Genomic DNA, 18,330 nt, shown 5'->3' with positions numbered 1-18,330 from the left:
TTTCGAGCGTCGGTTGTCATACAGCTGTTACACAGCTGTCACAAAAGCCACACCTGCGCCTTCTAGGAGGGGCGCAAGATCATCTTGGGGGTGATCGTAAACTTCTTAAACTCATGGAGACGTAAATGTCCTTTGTGAAACTGACCGCATCGACCCTGGCCATCGCCGCCGTGTCGGCCACCGCAGCTGCTGCTCGTGACCAGGTGCAGATCGCTGGCTCCTCCACCGTTCTGCCTTACGCGTCGATCGTGGCGGAAGTGTTCGGCGAGAACACCGACTTCCCGACCCCGGTCGTGGAATCCGGCGGTTCTTCCGCTGGCCTGAAGCGCTTCTGCGAAGGCGTTGGCGAGAACACCATCGACGTTGCAAACGCATCCCGCAAGATCCGCGAAAAAGAGATCAAGGCCTGTGCCGACAACGGCGTGACCGACATCATCGAAGTGCGCATCGGCTATGACGGCATCGTGTTTGCCTCCCAGCAGTCCGGCCCCGACTTCGCCGCGTTTGAACCGGCCGACATCTACAACGCCATCGGCGCAACCGTCCTGAAAGACGGCGAACTGGTCGCCAACCCGCACCAGAGCTGGTCCGAGTTCAACAGCGATCTGCCCGATGCGGAAATCGCCATGTTCATCCCCGGCACCAAGCACGGCACCCGCGAAGTCTTCGAAGAGAAAGTCCTGCTGCAGGGCTGTGAAGACACCGGCGCCGTTGCCGCCATGGAAGAAAAAGGCATGGACGAAGACGCCATCGAAGACGCGTGCTTCGACGTGCGTCAGGACGGCAAGTCCGTGGACATCGACGGTGACTACACCGAGACCCTGGCGCGTATCGACGCCAACACCAACGGCATCGGCGTGTTCGGCCTGGCGTTCTACGAGAACAACACCGACAAGCTGAAAGTGGCGACCATGTCCGGCGTGACCCCGTCCACCGAGACCATCTCCACCGGCGAATACCCCGTGTCCCGCCCGCTGTTCTTCTACGTGAAGAAAGCCCACATCGGCGTGATCCCGGGCCTGCAGGAATACGCTCAGTTCTTCGTGGCTGACGAGATCGCCGGCCCCTCCGGCCCGCTCGCCAACTACGGTCTGGTTTCGGATCCGGAACTGGCCAAAACCCAAGAAGCCGTCGCCAACGCGACCACCATGGGCTCCGGCAGCTAAATCCGGCCTTAGGCCAAATGTTGGGGGCGGTGTATAGCGCCGCCCCCATTCCCTTTCTGGACGTTTTTACCGACAACATGACCTCGGGGGTTACGATGCCACTTTTCTGGCTGATCTTGATCGTGCTCGTGATCGCGGCGGTGGGCTATATGCTCGGCCGGTCGCGGGCGCTGGCCAATGCGGGGGGCGACAGCAGAGAGCTGCACTCACTGCCGTCCTATTACGGCTGGAACGTGGCGCTCAAAGCCATGGTGCCCACCTTCGGTCTGCTGATCGTCTGGCTTCTGGCGCAGCCGCTCTATGTCAACTCGGTGATCTCCGGCATGATCCCCGAAAGCGCCATCGATGACGGCTCCTCGCGCGGGCTGGTGATGGCAGAGGTGCGCCGGGCGGCGACCGGTCTCGACAATGCGGTCGCTCAGGGGCTGATGGACGAGGAGTTCGCCCGCAACGCCCGCGCCGATTTCACCGATGTGACCCAGCGCCTCAAGGATGCCGGGCAGATCGTGACAGCCGAAGTCACCCAGACCGTGCTGCGCGCGGCACAGCGCTACCGGATCGTGAATTCCACCGGCTATCTGATCATGTCGATCGCGGCGATCGTGGTTGCGCTGGCGGGCACGCTGTTCGCCCTGCGCGAGACCCGCGCCCTGTTCCGCGCCCGCAACGTGGTTGAATTCGGCATCCACGCGCTGCTGGTGGCGGCCGCCTCGATCGCCATCCTGACCACGGTGGGCATCGTGCTGTCGCTGGTGTTCAACACCTGGGAGTTCTTCCGCCTCTATCCGGCAAGCGACTTCTTCTTCGGCCTCAACTGGGCGCCGAGCTTCTCTGGCCGCGGCGGGTCGTCCGACCTCGGCGTGCTGCCGCTGCTGTGGGGCACCTTTTACATCTCCATCGTGGCACTGGCCGTGGCGGTGCCGATCGGCCTCTTTGCCGCGATCTACCTGTCGGAATACGCCAGCCCCCGGGTCCGTTCCGTGGCCAAGCCGCTGCTGGAGATCCTCGCCGGTATCCCGACCATCGTCTACGGTCTGTTTGCCTTGCTCACCGTTGGCCCGCTGCTGCTGAAAGTCTTTGGCGATGACGGGCTCGGCTGGATGCAGGCCGGCACCGCCGTGATGACCGCCGGTCTGGTGATGGGCATTATGCTCATTCCCTTTGTCTCCTCGCTGTCCGACGACATCATCAACGCGGTGCCGCAGGCCATGCGCGACGGCTCTTACGGGCTGGGCGCGACGCAATCGGAAACCATCCGCCAGGTGGTGATCCCGGCAGCACTGCCCGGCATCGTCGGCGCCATCCTGCTGGCGGCCTCGCGCGCCATTGGCGAGACCATGATCGTGGTGCTTGGGGCAGGGGCCGCAGCCCGGCTCAGTCTCAACCCCTTTGAGGCGATGACCACCGTCACCGCCAAGATCGTCAGCCAGCTGACCGGCGACGCCGACTTTGCCAGCCCCGAGGCGCTGGTCGCCTTCGCCCTCGGCATGACCCTCTTCGTGCTGACGCTGGGTCTCAACATCATCGCCCTCTACATCGTCCGCAAATACCGGGAGCAGTACGAATGACCGACGCAAGCATGGACAACCCGACCCCTGCACGCTCCAGGTCGCTGAGCCAGACCGACCCCAACACGCGCCGTCGCAACGCCGCAGAGAGACGTTTCCGCGCCTACGGCATGGCCGCGATCCTGGTCGGCCTGTTCTTCCTGACGGTGCTGTTCGTGTCGATCGTCCGCTCCGGCCTGCCGGCCTTTACCCGGACGGTGGTGACGGTGGACTTCACCCTCACTCAGGAGCAGATGGACGCCGCCGAAAGCGAATTGTTCAAGACCAAGGCCTATTCGAACCTGTTCATCGCCTCCCTCCAGGAGCAGCTGCAAGAGCGCGGCATGACCGTGGAATTCGACGAGGCGGCGATCGAGCGCCTGCTCGGCAAGGTGGGCGGCACCCTGCGGGCCCACTACCAGGCGAACCCGGATGACCTGAGCCAACCGGTGGCCTTTGAACTTGCGGCCTCCAGCCGGGTCGACGGCTACTTCAAGGGCCGGGTGCAACGCGAAACCCTGCAAGACAGCCGCTTCCTGCAATTGAGCGACCTCGATCTGGTCGATGCGCTGGAAGAGGCGGGCATCATCAAGCAAGCCTTCAGCTGGGCCTTTATCACGGGCGCCGACTCCGGCGTGGACAACCCCGGCGGGGCCGGGATCGGTGCGTCGGTTGTCGGCTCCTTCTTCATGATGCTGGTGGTTCTGGTGCTGTCGCTGCCGATCGGCGTTGCCGCGTCGATCTACCTGGAAGAGTTTGCACCGCAGAACCGCTTTACCGATCTGATCGAGGTGAACATCTCCAACCTCGCGGCGGTGCCGTCGATCGTGTTTGGTATCCTCGGCCTCGCGGTGTTCATCCAGTTCATGCATCTGCCGCAATCCGCGCCGTTGGTGGGGGGGCTGGTGCTGTCGCTGATGACGCTGCCGACCATCATCATCTCCACCCGCGCGTCGCTGAAGGCGGTGCCGCCGTCGATCCGTGACGCGGCCCTCGGCGTGGGCGCGTCCAAGATGCAGGCGGTGTTCCATCACGTGCTGCCGCTGGCCGCACCGGGCATCCTGACCGGCACCATCATCGGCCTCGCCCAGGCGCTTGGGGAAACCGCACCGCTGTTGCTGATCGGCATGGTCGGCTTTGTGGCCCGCGGCTATCCCGAAGGCTTTGTCGAAGGCTTCACCGAGCCGAACTCGGCCATGCCGGCCCAGATCTACACCTGGGCGGCGCGCGCGGATGTCAGCTTTTACGAGAAGGCCTGGGGTGGCATCATCATCCTGCTTGCCTTCCTCTTGACCATGAACATCATCGCCATCATCCTGCGCCGTCGCTTCGAGCGTCGCTGGTAAGGGGAGTATTTCAAATGAACGACATGACAGCAGTGGATAAGACCGTGGAAACTCAACGTACCAAGATCGCCGCGCAAAACGTCAACGTCTATTACGGCGATAGCCACGCCATCAAAGACGTCAACGTGGAAATCGAAGACAAGACCGTGACCGCCTTTATCGGCCCGTCCGGCTGCGGCAAGTCGACCTTTCTGCGGTGCCTGAACCGGATGAATGACACCATCGACATCTGCCGGGTGACCGGGGATATCCTGCTCGAGGGCGAAGACATCTACGCCAAGAGCGTCGACCCGGTGCAGCTGCGCGCGCAGGTGGGGATGGTGTTCCAGAAGCCGAACCCGTTCCCCAAGTCGATCTATGACAACGTCGCATATGGTCCGCGCATCCACGGGATGGCCAAATCCAAGTCCGACCTGGACGACATCGTCGAGAAATCCCTGCGCCGCGGCGCCATCTGGGATGAGGTCAAGGACCGTCTTCATGCGCCCGGCACCGGCCTGTCCGGTGGTCAGCAACAGCGTCTGTGCATTGCCCGCGCCGTTGCCACCGAACCCGAGGTGCTGCTGATGGACGAGCCGTGCTCCGCACTGGACCCGATCGCCACCGCGCAGGTGGAGGAGCTGATCGACGAGCTGCGCGAGAACTATTCGGTCGTGATCGTGACCCACTCGATGCAACAGGCGGCGCGCGTCAGCCAGAAGACCGCCTTCTTCCACCTCGGCAACCTGGTGGAATTCGGTCCCACCGGTCAGATCTTTACCAACCCCGAAGATCCGCGCACCGAAAGCTACATCACCGGCCGTATCGGCTAAGGCAGAGAGACAGTCTCATGGAAGAACAACATATCGCATCCGCCTTTGACCGGGATCTCGAAGCGATCCAGGCCCGGATCATGAAGATGGGGGGCCTCGTGGAGGCTGCCATCATGGAAGCCGCCCGGGCCCTGGAAACCCGTGACGAGGAACTGGCCGCCCAGGTGGTCAAGGCCGACGCCGCCATCGACGGTCTGGAAGAGATGATCAACGAGGACGCCGCGCGCGTGATCGCCATTCGCGCCCCAGCGGCGGTGGACCTGCGCGTGGTGCTCAGCGTCATGAAGATCTCCGGCCATCTCGAACGCATCGGCGACTATGCCAAGAACATGGCAAAGCGCACCGGCGTGCTGGCCCAGAGCCCGGCCGTGGCCGACAGCGCCGCCGCCCTGCGTCGCATGGCCCGCGAAGTGGAACTGATGCTGAAGGATGCGCTGGACAGCTATATCCAGCGTGACGTGGAACTGGCCCAGGATGTCATCGACCGCGACCGCGATGTCGATCAGATGTACAATGCGCTGTTTCGCGAATTCCTCACCCATATGATGGAAGATCCGCGCAACATCACCTCCTGCATGCACCTGCATTTCATCGCCAAGAACATTGAACGCATGGGCGACCACGTGACCGCCATGGCAGAGCAGGTGGTCTATCTCGTGACCGGCAACAAGCCGGAAGAAGAGCGCGCGAAGGCGGACACCACCTCTATTTCGACCCAGGAGGTCTAAGCCATGGCAGTCGATCAGCCCACAGTTCTGGTCGTCGAAGACGAACTGGCACAGCGCGAAGTGCTGGCCTACAACCTGGAGGCCGACGGCTTTCGGGTGATCAAGGCGGAAAACGGTGAGGAAGCCCTGCTTCTGGTCGAGGAAGACATGCCCGACATCATCGTTCTGGACTGGATGATGCCCAATCTGACCGGGATCGAAGTCTGTCGCCGCCTGAAGACCCGCAACGAGACCCGTGGGATTCCGATCATCATGCTGTCGGCCCGCTCCGAGGAGGTCGACAAGGTGCGCGGCCTGGAAACCGGCGCCGATGATTATGTGGTGAAACCCTATTCGGTGATCGAACTGATGGCCCGGGTGCGCACCCAGCTGCGGCGGGTGCGCCCCGCCACCGTCGGCATGCGGCTGGAGTTCGACGACATCATCCTGGATGCCGAAACCCACAAGGTCAGCCGTGCGGAACATCCGTTGAAACTGGGCCCGACCGAGTTTCGCCTGCTCTCCACCTTCATGGAGAAACCGGGCCGCGTCTGGAGCCGGGAACAGCTCTTGGATCGGGTCTGGGGCCGCGACATCTATGTGGATACCCGGACCGTGGACGTCCACATCGGTCGGCTGCGCAAGGCCCTGACCCAGCACGGCGGTGAGGACCCGGTCCGCACGGTGCGCGGTGCGGGCTATGCCCTTGGATGATCTTCATCCGTCAGAACACTGAAAGATAAAATCTTTTCTGGATTTTAAACCTAGCGGGGCAGGGGGTCTTCGGGCTGCGCCTGCCCTGCAAGCCATTCGCGGAATTGCAACAGCCCCGGGTGGCGCGCTCTGGTGATCGGCCACACCAGATAATAGGCGCCACCGATGTCTTCGGCCTTGGGGTGCAAAGCCACAAGCCGGCCGGTCGCTAGATCCTGCTCCACCAGATAATCCGGCATCAGGGCGGCCCCCAGCCCGTGCAGCGCCGCCTGATTGATGGTGGAGAACTGGTCATGGAGCGTCCCTGTGAGGGCGGCCTCGGTCTCCACCCCGTGGCGCGCGAACCAATCGGCCCAGGCCCGCGGCCGGGTCTGGATATGCAGTAGCGGCAGGTTCAGCAGATCCGCCGGTTCTGTCACCTGCCTCCGCCGCAGCAACTCTGGCGCACAGACCGGCAGGAGCTGTTCGTGCTTCAACAGCAGCGCCTGCGTTCCGGGCCAATCCGCCTGACCAAAATGGATCGCTGCATCAAAGGTTTCGGTGGCGAAGTTGAAGGGCGCCAGACGGGTGGACATATTGATGGTCACATCCGGATGCCGCCGCGAGAATTCCGGCAACCGGGGCATCAGCCACCGCATGCCAAAGGCCGGCAGGATCGCAAGGTTCAGACTGCCCGCCAGCGGTGCGGACTGCACCTGAAGCGTGGCATTTGCAATCCGATCGAGCGCATGCCGCAGCTCGTCCGCATAGGCGGCGGCATCGGGCGTCAAGGTCAAGGCCTTTCCGTCGCGAACCACCAGATCCACCCCCAGCTGACGTTCCAGCGCTTGCAACTGGCGACTGACCGCGCCTTGCGTCAAAGACAGCTCTGTGGCCGCCGCAGAGGCGCTGCCCAGACGGTCGAGCGCTTCGAGCGCACGCAACGAAGCAATGGAGGGCAAGAAGCGGCGAGGCACAGACATGTATGATCTTTTGTCATGGATGATTGCCAAAGTCTCGCTGTTTTTCGTCGCGGCGCGCGCTTAAGATGTCGTCAACATTTTATTGGAGGTCCCGATGCTGGATGAAAAACCGACCCTGCGCGCAAAAGATGCCCCTGACCTTGGCCAGTTCAGCTGGGAGGATCCGCTGCGTCTGAGCGATCAGCTGACCGAAGATGAACGCATGATCGAAGCGTCCGCTCGGGCCTACGCACAGGAAAAACTGCAAAGCCGCGTGACCGAGGCCTATGAGACCGAACAGACCGACCCTGAGATCTTCCGCGAGATGGGCGAGATGGGGCTCTTGGGCACCACCATCCCGGAGGAATATGGCGGCCTCGGTGGTGGCTACGTCTCCTACGGGCTGGTTGCGCGCGAAGTGGAACGCGTCGACAGCGGCTATCGCTCGATGATGTCGGTGCAAAGCTCGCTGGTGATGTATCCGATCTACGCCTATGGCAGCGAAGAGCAGCGGCAGAAATACCTCCCGAAGCTGGCGTCCGGCGAATGGATCGGCTGTTTTGGCCTGACCGAACCCGATGCGGGCTCGGACCCGGCGGGCATGAAAACCCGCGCCGAGAAAACCGAAGGCGGTTACCGCCTGACGGGGTCCAAGATGTGGATCTCCAACGCGCCGATCGCGGATGTCTTTGTGGTCTGGGCCAAGTCCGAAGCGCATGGCGGCAAGATCCGCGGCTTTGTATTGGACAAGGGCACCAAAGGGTTGTCGGCCCCCAAGATCCGGCAGAAGATGTCGCTGCGCGCCTCCATCACCGGCGAGATTGTCCTGGATGGTGTCGAGGTTGGCGAAGAGGCGCTGCTGCCGCATGTCGAAGGTCTGAAAGGTCCGTTTGGCTGCCTGAACCGGGCGCGGTACGGCATCAGCTGGGGCGTCATGGGCGCGGCCGAAGCCTGCTGGCATGCCGCCCGTCAATACGGCCTTGATCGTCACCAGTTTGGTCGCCCTCTGGCGAACACGCAGCTGTTCCAGCTGAAACTGGCCAATATGCAGACGGAGATCGCCCTTGGTTTGCAAGCCTCGCTGCGGGTGGGGCGCCTGATGGATGAGGCCAATGCAGCGCCGGAGATGATCTCTATCGTGAAGCGCAACAACTGCGGCAAGGCGCTGGAGATCGCACGCCACGCGCGCGACATGCATGGCGGCAACGGCATCAGCCTGGAGTTCCAGGTGATCCGCCACATGATGAACCTTGAGACGGTGAACACCTACGAGGGCACCCATGATGTGCATGCGCTGATCCTCGGGCGCGCGCAGACCGGCTTGCAGGCGTTTTTCTAAACCTTAATGCTGCGCATTACTGCAAAACCGCCCATGCATTTATGCAAGGGCGGTTATTTTGCGGGCATTCCCCTGCGCCGATCACCGACACCGGAGGCGCGGCATGGCGCGTGTTGTATGCACCCCTTAAGCTTCTGATTAACGCCTGGCGACGAAACACTTGGAAGCTCAACAGAGCTGTTAAGCTTTCTAAAGCGCGAACCACAGGCTTTGCAAAAACGACTGACTTGGCTCAGCCAGAAGACCACCAAAGGCGCACATACGCAAATATCGTTTTCAGCGCTACTTTGGCCACCCGTCTGGCAGATCCGCAAGGAGACACGCAGGCCAAGCCACAATCTCAAATGCAAAACACTTAACACCCCTTGCATTTCCACCACTTCGCAGGCGATCCACGCAGCGCGCACCTTCAAAAATCCAAAGCCGGACTCAATCTGCACACCTCCACGGCACCCCCATCAGCATGCCGGTGCTACGTCCGTCGGCACTGGCACCATAAGCGGGCAGGGCGAGGGAAGTCTTCAGAACCACGACAGCAGCACCGCCCAGGTTCCGGCTCTTGAGATCCGTCAGATCCATGCAGGTAACGCATAGGAGCGAGGCCAGGGAGGTCCAGTTCCCAAAACTGAGATCATTTCAGAATTTTTCACCCCTGCAAAAATGCTGGTTGCATCTAAACTGGGCACTCATCACTCTGAGGGAAGACAGGTGGCGAAACTGCGGTGATCAACCTGGCATCTAGCCGTCGCGCGCTTTGGGGCCTGATGGGGCGAGCCACAGAGGGCAGATCCTGCAGCAGCACCCCACTCCTTGGATGATCAGGATAAGCACGCGCATGTGCTTTGACTGTAAAATTAACTTGTAGCGGCATTCCCCGCATATTATCGGCACAACGACCGATTTCCGTTCTAATCAGGGAGAGAACTTATGGTCCTAAAACAAACACTTCTCGCATCCGCTGCAACCGTGGCACTAGGCTTTTCCGGCGCGGCCTCCGCAGCCGAACAGCAGTTTATCACCATCGGGACCGGCGGAGTGACAGGCGTGTACTACCCCACGGGCGGCGCGATCTGCCGGCTGGTCAACAAAGACCGCAAGGAACACGGCATTCGCTGCTCTGTGGAATCCACCGGCGGCTCCGTCTACAACACTCGCACCATCCGCCAGGGCGAACTGGAATTTGGCGTGGTTCAGTCCGACGTCCAGAAAGCCGGCCTTGAAGGCACCGGCGCGTTTGAATCCGATGGCGCATTCGAGGGTCTGCGGGCGCTGTTCTCCGTGCACCCGGAACCGATGCACCTGATGGCCCGCGCCGACGCTGACATCGCATCGGTCGCAGACCTCAAGGGCAAGAAGGTCAATATTGCAAACCCCGGCTCCGGCACCCGCGTGCTGGCCGAAACCCTGATGCAGTATTCCGGCCTGACCAAGGATGATTTTGCCCTCGCCGCAGAGCTGAAATCCTCCGAGCAATCCGCTGCGCTGTGTGACGGCAAGATCGACGCAACGATCTGGGCCGCCGGTCTGCCCAATGGGTCCAGCCAGGAGGCCACCTCCTCCTGTGACGTGAAGATTATCCCCTTGGATGGTGAGAACATTGAAACTCTTCTGTCCGAGAACTCCGCCTATGCGGCCGCGACCATTCCCGGCGGCATGTATCCCGGCAATGCGGATGACATTCCGTCCTGGGGCCCCAAGGCAACCTTCGTGACCTCTGCGGACGTCGCGGATGAGGTGGTCTATGCCGTGGTGAGCGCGGTGTTTGAAAACTTCGACGACTTCAAGAAACTGCACCCGGCTTTCGCGCGTCTGAGCGAAGAGGAAATGGTCAACGATGCCCTGTCGGCAGACCTGCATCCGGGCGCGCTGAAATACTATCAAGAGCGCGGCTGGAAGTGATCTCATCACTTCTGATGTGAAATCAAAGGCTTTCGCCCCTGACCTCAGGTGGCGGAAGCCCTTTTTCGTTAAAAGCAAGAGTGCATAACAAACCGGGTGGGGACACGATGACGGAAAACCAAAGCGCCGCGGATCAGGACGACCGCACGCTGGATGACTTTGTAGCAGACAGCGACACGGGCGGGCGATTGCCCAAGGACAGGTTCGGGCGGAACGCGCTGTGGTACATTCCGCTTGTCTGGTCGCTATACCAGCTCTGGATCGCCTCTCCGCTGCCGTTCATTCTCGGCGTTGGGGTCTGGAATGACACGCAGACGCGGGCCATTCACCTCGGTTTTGCGGTTTTGCTGGCCTTTATTGCCTTCCCCGGATTGAAATCCAGCCCGCGCCATCACATCCCGATCACAACCTGGGCCATTGCTACGGTGGGGGCGCTCAGTGCGTCCTATCTGTTCTATGCCTATGCCGGGGTGGCGGCGCGATCCGGCGCCCCGAACCAGACCGACGTCATCGTGTCGGTGATCGGCCTGGTCCTGCTGCTGGAAGCGGCCCGACGCAGCCTCGGTTTTCCCCTCATGGGCGTGGCGCTGTTTTTCCTCGCCTATGTCTTCTTCGGCTCGTCTCCGTGGTTGCCGGAGGTGGTGCAGTGGAAGGGCGCATCCATCAACAAGGCGATGAGCCACATGTGGCTCACCACCGAGGGCGTGTTTGGTGTCGCGCTTGGTGTTTCTTCCGGTTTTGTCTTTCTTTTTGTACTGTTCGGCGCGCTTCTTAATCAGGCCGGGGCAGGGAACTACTTTCTGAAACTGGCCTTTGCAGCCCTGGGTCACCTGCGTGGTGGCCCGGCAAAGGCCGCAGTGATCGGTTCTGCTGCGACCGGGCTGATCTCCGGCTCGTCCATCGCAAATGTGGTTACGACTGGCACCTTCACCATTCCGCTGATGAAACGTGTGGGCTTTCCGGCGACCAAGGCCGGTGCGATCGAAGTGTCCTCTTCGATCAATGGCGTGCTGACTCCGCCGGTGATGGGCGCCGTGGCCTTCCTGATGACCGAATACGTCGGCATCCCCTATGTCGAGGTCGTGAAGACCGCAATCATCCCGGCGGCGATCTCCTACATTGCGCTGGTCTATATCGTGCATCTTGAAGCGCTGAAAATGGGCATGACCGGCAGCAGCCGCATGAACCCGATCAAGTTCTTCCTGGGCGCGATCTTCACCATTGCCATCTCCATCGTGATCGGCGGCGGAACACTCTGGCTCTGCGGAGTGATCGTCAATGCGCTGGAAGGCGTCGCCGGCGGGGCCAGCACATGGCTGATCGTGCTCATTATGGCCGTGCTCTATGTTCTAGCCTTGCGTGTCGCCGCCGCAGAGGAGGACCTGGAGCTGAGCATCGAGTCGATGCAGGATCTGCCGCCTGCGCGTGAGATCTTCAAGACCGGTATCCACTATATCATGCCGATCCTCTTGCTGATGTATCTCCTGATGATCGAACGGAAATCTCCGGGGCTGTCAGCGTTCTGGTCCTCGGTCGCAATGCTGGTCATCCTGGCGACGCAAAACCCGATAAAGGCCATGTTCCGCGGCCAGGATCATGCGATATCCGAGTTCAAACAAGGCGTTGCAGACATCTTTGAAGGTTTGATCATCGGCGCGCGCAACATGATCGGTCTGGCCTGCGCCATGGGTGTGGCCGGCATTATCGTCGGCGCGGTGACCCTGACCGGTATCGGGCAGGTGATGGCGGAATTCGTCGAGTTCCTCTCCGGTGGTAACGTGCTGGCGATGCTGTTCTTTGTCGCGCTGATTTCCATCGTGCTGGGGATGGGCCTGCCGACCACCGCGAACTACATCGTCGTCAGCTCCTTGATGGCGGGTGTTGTGGTCGAACTCGGTGCGCAGAACGGCCTGATCGTGCCGCTGGTCGCCGTCCATATGTTCGTGTTCTACTTCGGCATTATGGCGGATGTGACGCCGCCGGTGGGGCTGGCCAGCTTTGCCGCCGCCGCGATTTCCAAAGGGGATCCGCTGCGCACCGGTTTTCAGGCGTTTTTCTACTCCATCCGGACTGCGCTGCTGCCGTTCCTGTTCATCTTCAACACCGATCTGCTGCTGATTGATGTGGGACCGGTGCAGGCGATCTTTGTATTCCTGGTGGCGATGATCGCGATGCTGCTGTTTGCGGCTTCGACGATGAATTATTTCCTCGTGAAATCAAAGCTCTGGGAGAGTGCGCTGCTGTTGCTTGTAGCGTTTACGCTGTTCCGTCCAGGGTTCTTCCTGGACCAGATCCAGCCGGCGTTCGAGACACGTCCGGGCTCGGCGGTCTTTCAGATGGCCGAGAGGGTCGAAGATGGTGGAACCTTGCGCGTGCGCCTGAAGGGCGAAAGCCTCGAAGGAGATTTGGTCGATGCGCGTTTCCTGCTGCCCCTTGGTCCCAAGGGGGATGATGGGCGAACCCGGCTTTATGACGGAGCAGGCATCGAGTTTCGCGAGGAAAGTGATAGGATCTACGTGGACAGTCTGAACTTTGGCGGTCCGGCAGAGCAACTCGGCATCGACTTCGATTGGGAACTCGTTGAAATGGAAGTTGAATCGGACCGCTTGCCCAAAGAAGTCTTCTATATTCCGGCGTTCCTGGTCCTGGCATTCATCGTGGCGCTACAGCTTGGCCGGAAGCGCAAAGAGGAAGGAATGGCCCAATGACCAAACATATACTCTGTGCGGTGGACCTGACGCATATGGACACCGAGGCGACGCTCTTGCAACGGGCTGCCGAGCTTGCGACATTCTACGGGGCCACGCTGAGCGTGGTCACCGTGGTGCCGGACTATGGCATGAGTATCGTCGGATCGTTCTTCAAGGAGGGCACGATGAAGGCGGCGGTGAAGGAAGCGGACAAGCAGCTGCATGCCTTTGTGAAGACCCATGTTCCGGACATGAAGAACGTCCAGCATATCGTTGAAGTCGGGGCAAACGTCTATGAGATGATCCTCGACGCGATCAAACGCGCTGACGCAGACCTTGTGGTCATGGGCGCGCATAAGCCGGAGCTGATGGACCGGCTGCAAGGTCCAAACTCTGCAAGGGTGGCACGGTATGCCAAATGCTCGGTGCTGATCGTTCGGGACTGACATCCAGCGGGTCAGAAAAGGAAAAGCGCGCTCCAAATCAGGGCGCGCTTTTTTAGTATGAGGGCGCGTCAGCACCCTTGGTGAAGGTGCATGTGAAGTCTTATAATCAGTATTAAGTAAGCGATTACAATACCTTAGATGCGACCCTCGATGCAGAACACCTGCACTAGATATTGTGTTCCACACATTTTATTGATTGTCCACTTTTTTCTTGCGTCCTTTTGCGACTTTCTCCCTATGGTTGTGCTTTGCGCGTGAGACACGAACTCCTGTTTAGTCGTGCATAGCTATAGGGGAGAGGGTCAGCGCTTAAGGAAATGCTCCGCATTCTCCGCAGGACGCTGCGTAGCCCGAGGGCCGCTAAGGCGGGCGCAATGGGCGTTACATCGCGAGTTAGTGCCTCCGGCACTGTACGTCGCTCCGTTGGCGGAATGATTGGCGTTGCGCAGGTGCTTAGAAACAGAAAAAGGAGGGCTTTCGCCCTCCTACTTGAAAAGACTCTTTTCAGGTCTTTTTGCACCATGGCACGAACGAACGCGATCCACCCGATCCGCGCCGTGCCTCGCGGCTATCCGGTCGGTCCTTGCAGCGCTTTTCCAATCGCTTCTTTGTAGGTGACGCCGGGTTCGGCTTTTGTGACCGGGATAAGAGCGCGGAACTGTTCTTGGAGAATGTCCGTTTCTCGGATGGCACAGCCCCTTGAGGGTCTAAGCCGGGTGAGCCACCAATCCTTGAAACGTCTTTCATATTCTGCCGCGCTTTCTCGCGAGCCTTGCGGGTGCTTTTGCTGCCAATCGTCGAAGCGAAGGAGGTATTCCTGCGCGAGGTCGTTTCGCTGATGTTGTTCGAGACTGTTGGCACATTTCTCGCACGGTTCGATGTGTCCGCAGTTGCGGAGCGTTGCCCGCGCGTTGGTGATAGGCGCGGCAATACGACGACGGTGCTGTAACTGGGCCTTGAAGGCCCGGAAACGTTGCTCCCCGAGTTCCCGGAGTTCCGCCCGCTTTTCGTCCGATAGTTCCTCTTCTTCTTCCTCGCCATGTAACAGCCACTCCCATGGTTTGCGGTTTACGATTTCGCCGGTGTCGGTTTTCTCAATTTCTCCCGACACCGAGTTGATAAGGGTTTTCCACCCAGACAGATCGCGCCCGCGCTCTGCGCGGTACTCATTATTGGCGTGATGGAGAAACACGCACATATCGTGCTGCAATTTGCCCTGGACGTACCAATCGCCGCCGCCGGGTACGCGAACGCGAAGGGCAGGGGGTGCCATGCCCTTGGAAACTAGGTCATTTATTTTGTCCCAGAGCCATGTCTGACCGATCGCTGGTATCTTGCTGCACCACAGATAAGAGCTTGCAAGCCACTCCGTTTTTCCTTCGCGACCGAAGCCCTTAGACCGCGCGGCGGTCATACGGGCTTTCAGGATGTATTTGAGGACATAGGCCATACCCTTGCGGTCGGCTGGTTGGAATTCCACATATCCGTGGCCCCAGAGGGTCCAATTTAGGCGCCGTTTATAGGCAAATTTGTTGCTCTTCTTGCCTTCGAGCTTTCCAAGCTCGTGTATCGGGTGAGTTGCAAAGACGACGCCATGATAATGACACCGCCCGTACCGAGTACCCTTTTCGCCGACGACAACGTAACGCAATTGGAATTCTTCGTTTTTCCACCTGCGGTTAGCTGCCGATCTTATGCGCTTCCACATGTCAGACACGTCTTTGTAGCGATATACGCGAGCGCCCAAGGGCGGCTCCCCATCAACATCTGCATATGTGAGGGTCATCGCGTAAGCATTTGGCATGGTTTGCTTTTCCGCTACGCAGCGCGAAACCCACGAATTCTTGTAGGTCGCAACACACTCATCGCATTCGCGGCAGCTAACTTCATATCCGTTGATCGTCAGAGGCTTAGTGCACATTGTTACAGTCCGGGGGTGTCATTAAATGTATACAGGAACAAGGGGTGTATCGGGCGCAACGGCCCCGATGTAGCGGGGCCGTTGCATTGCACTCAGGCGACGCGGGCCTGACTGCGGAGGTGCTGTTTCCAGACAGCGGGCAACGTGATCTGGAAATACCAGTCAAGTTGCGTGCGGTTCGGTTCAGCTTCACCGACCACGTCTTTGAATTCACGCCAATTTTCAAGCTGGATATGGGCTGGATCCCATTCCAGTTTGTCGCTGAATTCGACGTTGTACTTCTCGCCAACGACTTCGACGCAATCCCAAAGCCGCAACCAGAATTGGCGCCCGTCGGGGACACCCGGTTGTAACGGGTGAAACCATGCCCATTTTTCATGGATCAGGTCCGAGGCGGCATAGTACTGGTGCGAACTCTGGAACCGCCGGGCGCGACTGACTCGCCGGGCGTGCATGCGGTCCTGTTCCTCCGGTGATCGGTACAGGTTGAATTCGCGCACCGGATAACCGGCGCGCTGCATCTCCTTCATAATTTGGTCGGAGAGAAAGCCCATCGGGCCGACGTCATAGCGCATGCGTGTGATGCGCTTGCGGGGTTCCCCCATGGCTGGATCATTTGCCATCGTCTGCGCCCTCCTGTTCGTCCTGTGAGGGTGCTTCCTCTGGTTCTTCGACCACAGTGGCCGGTTCATCGCGCTCGCGGTCGCGGTCGCGCTCGGCAAGCTGGCTGCGCAGCTCTTCGATTTCGAGCTCGCGCTCGCGTTCGCGTCGCGCTTGCTCCAGCTGCTGCCGGTAAGCGGTGCGCTCGAGTCGCTGCATGCGTTCCTCATACGTGAGCTCCGCGCGCTCGGTAACGACCGCTGTGTCAAATTCGCCGACGGTCGTCACGAGCAGCTTGCCGGACATACTGACGACGCTGCAATCTTGGACTTCAAGCGAATATCCCTGCGGGACCATGCTGTTGAAATGCTGACCCTTTGTCGGCTCAGAAATCGGGACAATACCTTGAATGACACCGTCGGCGTCAATCAAGGTTACTTGCGGATCGTCCCCAAGGGGCCAGATCACGGCATGAACAAGCGCATTGCGGCAAAGGCATTTGTGCTGTTCGTTTTCAATCTCTTGATCGTACATGTGATTTTCCTTGTTTCAGAGGGCAGGGGGCCAATGGCCCCCTTTAGGTTCAGTCGTCGTGGACGAGAGACGGGTCGTCGTGGAACAACTGGATACGTTCGACCGGGGTCGGACCCTTCGCAAGAGAGGTGGAAATCGCCGCACGCTGCGAAATCGTGTACTCGGCATGCGCCCCGTTCCAGTTGTAGAACGGATACATATCAATCCCCTCCGGGGGATAGTTGATGTTCTCCGGCGTCACCGATGTTGGCAGCGCATAAGTCCACATGGTCGATTTCATCTCGACGCCATTGGTCAAAAGGAGATTTGCGCCATGCGTGCCGTATTCATGTTCGAGCCGGTTATGGCCGACCCAGAACGCGGGCTGATCAGCTTCAGCGGGCAGAACGCTGCTCTCGACATCGCGACGTGTAAGCAGCTTTTCTTCGAGTTCAGTTTCATCATGAACACGATTGACCAGCCCCCAAACCTCGGTCTGTGCCGGGTCTGGCTGATAGTCGAGCGTCTCAAGCGGCTTGACCATGACAATGGTCACAAGCTGCCCTCCGAGTTCCGAACGCGGCACGACAGTGGCAAATTCATCGTTCAACTCGAAATGTGCAGACACATCATTGATCGATGCGCCATCGGTGGGACGCGTATGGCCTGCGGTCAGTTCGTACACGTTCCGGTACATCACTTGACAGTTGTGGTCATAATCCACCGAAATGCCGTAGAGCGCCCGTTCAACGACTTCCTCGCCGTTGATAGGGTCATTCTTGATCATCTGCGCAAACTGACGAACAAGACCATCAAGCTTTTGGCTCTCGATCATGTCGCGGAGGGTCAATTCGCTGACCCCGTCCAGATTGGCCGTAACCTTCGGATAGCCCGGATTTTCCGGGTCTTCCTCCACCACAATGCCCGCTTGACCTTCATGATCGTCAACCCAGCCCATGGTGGCGCGCTCATCGCCGCCCGTCTCGCGTAGATTGGTACTCACCGCGGCATGCTCGGCGTTCTGACCAATCCCCTTAATGGGCAACTCGCCCGTCAGATTGATCGCGCCATCGATAAGACGTTCAGGATCAAGAACCCCATCGAACCGCTCAAGCACGTTCGCGGTAAGAACGGCCGGCGCAAAATTGGTCTCTGTCTTTTCGAGCAGATCCGCATTGTAATACGCCGCCTTACGCAAATGGTTGATTGCGCAAATGTAGGCGAGGCGCACGGTCTTCGACACAACCTGATCGGCACCGACGCGCTTGGGGTGAATATTGGCAGCGAGTGAAACACCCGCCACTCCGGGTCCCGTCTCAAAGCCAATCCCTTCACCGGCCATCAACCGGCGGCGCGTCATTTCTGTCACGCCTGCATCTTCACTCTCAAGCTCAAGCTTTTCGATAGCCTGATAGGGAACAAACACCTGGACAACATCGACATATGCTTTGGAACGCATATAGCCGCTGACAGGGGCCAGCTTGACGTTGAGTTTTGTTGTCACGGCCCCGCCTTCATCGGGTCGGAAACGACACATGGCCAAGGGCATTGCCTTGACGGCTTCAATCCCTCCGAAATGGGTGTTGCTCCACATCCGGAGCCGCCGACGCCCGTCAAATGCGGTCGCAATGGCGTTCTTTGCAGTTGATGATTTCAACATCGTGTTTTTCCTTGAGACAATAGGTTACT

The 18,330-nt window shown here is 59.7% G+C and carries 15 protein-coding genes; 10 read left to right on the top strand and 5 right to left on the bottom strand.

Annotated features, from left to right (window positions below; genetic code table 11):
- Positions 1-125: 125 nt before the first annotated feature.
- From ACXAF5_RS10180 to phoB, 6 genes are all read left to right on the top strand, one after another.
- A complete protein-coding gene (locus tag ACXAF5_RS10180) occupies positions 126-1,166 on the top strand; it encodes a substrate-binding domain-containing protein (protein ID WP_474946501.1) in 1,041 nt (346 codons plus the stop codon).
- A gap of 95 nt (positions 1,167-1,261) precedes the next feature.
- On the top strand, positions 1,262-2,734 hold the full coding sequence (gene pstC / locus ACXAF5_RS10175) for a phosphate ABC transporter permease subunit PstC (protein WP_474946500.1): 1,473 nt from the start codon (positions 1,262-1,264) through the stop codon (positions 2,732-2,734).
- Entirely contained in the window at positions 2,731-4,059 is a 1,329-nt protein-coding gene (gene pstA / locus ACXAF5_RS10170) for a phosphate ABC transporter permease PstA (RefSeq protein ID WP_474946499.1), read from the top strand. The genes pstC and pstA overlap by 4 nt, the downstream gene beginning before the upstream one ends.
- A 14-nt stretch (positions 4,060-4,073) precedes the next feature.
- Entirely contained in the window at positions 4,074-4,871 is a 798-nt protein-coding gene (pstB, locus tag ACXAF5_RS10165) for a phosphate ABC transporter ATP-binding protein PstB (RefSeq protein WP_239320203.1), read from the top strand.
- 17 nt (positions 4,872-4,888) lie between these two features.
- Entirely contained in the window at positions 4,889-5,599 is a 711-nt protein-coding gene (gene phoU, locus ACXAF5_RS10160) for a phosphate signaling complex protein PhoU (RefSeq protein WP_239320205.1), read from the top strand.
- Positions 5,600-5,602: 3 nt separating this feature from the next.
- The gene (gene phoB, locus ACXAF5_RS10155) at positions 5,603-6,292 is read left to right on the top strand and encodes a phosphate regulon transcriptional regulator PhoB (protein WP_474946498.1); all 690 of its coding nucleotides are present in this window, start codon (positions 5,603-5,605) and stop codon (positions 6,290-6,292) included.
- A 50-nt stretch (positions 6,293-6,342) separates the two neighbouring features.
- Here the strand turns inward: phoB and ACXAF5_RS10150 are convergent, their stop codons facing one another.
- Positions 6,343-7,254: a LysR family transcriptional regulator gene (locus ACXAF5_RS10150; RefSeq protein ID WP_474946497.1), complete on the bottom strand. Its 912-nt coding sequence runs from the start codon at positions 7,252-7,254 to the stop codon at positions 6,343-6,345.
- A gap of 94 nt (positions 7,255-7,348) precedes the next feature.
- Between ACXAF5_RS10150 and ACXAF5_RS10145 the strand changes: the two genes are divergently transcribed.
- The 4 genes from ACXAF5_RS10145 (at position 7,349) to ACXAF5_RS10130 (ending at position 13,607) form a co-directional block, all read left to right on the top strand.
- Positions 7,349-8,572, top strand: coding sequence for an acyl-CoA dehydrogenase (locus ACXAF5_RS10145; protein ID WP_239320211.1), 1,224 nt, complete (start codon positions 7,349-7,351; stop codon positions 8,570-8,572).
- Between the two features lie 927 nt (positions 8,573-9,499).
- A complete protein-coding gene (locus tag ACXAF5_RS10140) occupies positions 9,500-10,471 on the top strand; it encodes a TAXI family TRAP transporter solute-binding subunit (RefSeq protein WP_239359385.1) in 972 nt (323 codons plus the stop codon).
- 107 nt (positions 10,472-10,578) lie between these two features.
- A complete protein-coding gene (locus ACXAF5_RS10135) occupies positions 10,579-13,179 on the top strand; it encodes a TRAP transporter permease (RefSeq protein WP_474946496.1) in 2,601 nt (866 codons plus the stop codon).
- Positions 13,176-13,607, top strand: coding sequence for a universal stress protein (locus ACXAF5_RS10130; protein ID WP_239359380.1), 432 nt, complete (start codon positions 13,176-13,178; stop codon positions 13,605-13,607). The genes ACXAF5_RS10135 and ACXAF5_RS10130 overlap by 4 nt, the downstream gene beginning before the upstream one ends.
- A gap of 568 nt (positions 13,608-14,175) precedes the next feature.
- Here ACXAF5_RS10130 and ACXAF5_RS10125 read toward each other — a convergent pair.
- The 4 genes from ACXAF5_RS10125 to ACXAF5_RS10110 form a co-directional block, all read right to left on the bottom strand.
- On the bottom strand, positions 14,176-15,393 hold the full coding sequence (locus ACXAF5_RS10125; RefSeq protein WP_474946495.1) for a rolling circle replication-associated protein: 1,218 nt from the start codon (positions 15,391-15,393) through the stop codon (positions 14,176-14,178).
- Between the two features lie 227 nt (positions 15,394-15,620).
- Positions 15,621-16,151, bottom strand: a complete 531-nt coding sequence (locus tag ACXAF5_RS10120) for a M15 family metallopeptidase domain-containing protein (protein ID WP_474946494.1) — start codon at positions 16,149-16,151, stop codon at positions 15,621-15,623.
- Positions 16,141-16,662: a hypothetical protein gene (locus ACXAF5_RS10115; protein ID WP_474946493.1), complete on the bottom strand. Its 522-nt coding sequence runs from the start codon at positions 16,660-16,662 to the stop codon at positions 16,141-16,143. Before ACXAF5_RS10115 ends, ACXAF5_RS10120 begins: the two co-directional genes overlap by 11 nt.
- A gap of 49 nt (positions 16,663-16,711) precedes the next feature.
- Positions 16,712-18,301, bottom strand: a complete 1,590-nt coding sequence (locus ACXAF5_RS10110; protein ID WP_474946492.1) for a hypothetical protein — start codon at positions 18,299-18,301, stop codon at positions 16,712-16,714.
- Positions 18,302-18,330: the final 29 nt, after the last annotated feature.

The organism is Epibacterium sp. ABV4_022 (assembly GCF_056159345.1).
This window is presented reverse-complemented; position numbering and strand designations above follow the sequence as displayed.

What these genes read in the sequence shown, in the direction of transcription:
- phoU (WP_239320205.1), top strand. Translation starts at nt 4,889, where the DNA reads ATGGAAGAACAACATATCGCATCCGCCTTTGACCGGGATCTCGAAGCG.
- phoB (WP_474946498.1), top strand. Translation starts at nt 5,603, where the DNA reads ATGGCAGTCGATCAGCCCACAGTTCTGGTCGTCGAAGACGAACTGGCA.
- ACXAF5_RS10140 (WP_239359385.1), top strand. Translation starts at nt 9,500, where the DNA reads ATGGTCCTAAAACAAACACTTCTCGCATCCGCTGCAACCGTGGCACTA.
- ACXAF5_RS10115 (WP_474946493.1), bottom strand. Translation starts at nt 16,662, where the DNA reads ATGTACGATCAAGAGATTGAAAACGAACAGCACAAATGCCTTTGCCGC.
- pstA (WP_474946499.1), top strand. Translation starts at nt 2,731, where the DNA reads ATGACCGACGCAAGCATGGACAACCCGACCCCTGCACGCTCCAGGTCG.
- ACXAF5_RS10180 (WP_474946501.1), top strand. Translation starts at nt 126, where the DNA reads ATGTCCTTTGTGAAACTGACCGCATCGACCCTGGCCATCGCCGCCGTG.
- ACXAF5_RS10125 (WP_474946495.1), bottom strand. Translation starts at nt 15,393, where the DNA reads ATGACCCTCACATATGCAGATGTTGATGGGGAGCCGCCCTTGGGCGCT.
- ACXAF5_RS10135 (WP_474946496.1), top strand. Translation starts at nt 10,579, where the DNA reads ATGACGGAAAACCAAAGCGCCGCGGATCAGGACGACCGCACGCTGGAT.
- ACXAF5_RS10130 (WP_239359380.1), top strand. Translation starts at nt 13,176, where the DNA reads ATGACCAAACATATACTCTGTGCGGTGGACCTGACGCATATGGACACC.
- ACXAF5_RS10145 (WP_239320211.1), top strand. Translation starts at nt 7,349, where the DNA reads ATGCTGGATGAAAAACCGACCCTGCGCGCAAAAGATGCCCCTGACCTT.
- ACXAF5_RS10120 (WP_474946494.1), bottom strand. Translation starts at nt 16,151, where the DNA reads ATGGCAAATGATCCAGCCATGGGGGAACCCCGCAAGCGCATCACACGC.
- pstC (WP_474946500.1), top strand. Translation starts at nt 1,262, where the DNA reads ATGCCACTTTTCTGGCTGATCTTGATCGTGCTCGTGATCGCGGCGGTG.
- ACXAF5_RS10150 (WP_474946497.1), bottom strand. Translation starts at nt 7,254, where the DNA reads ATGTCTGTGCCTCGCCGCTTCTTGCCCTCCATTGCTTCGTTGCGTGCG.
- pstB (WP_239320203.1), top strand. Translation starts at nt 4,074, where the DNA reads ATGAACGACATGACAGCAGTGGATAAGACCGTGGAAACTCAACGTACC.
- ACXAF5_RS10110 (WP_474946492.1), bottom strand. Translation starts at nt 18,301, where the DNA reads ATGTTGAAATCATCAACTGCAAAGAACGCCATTGCGACCGCATTTGAC.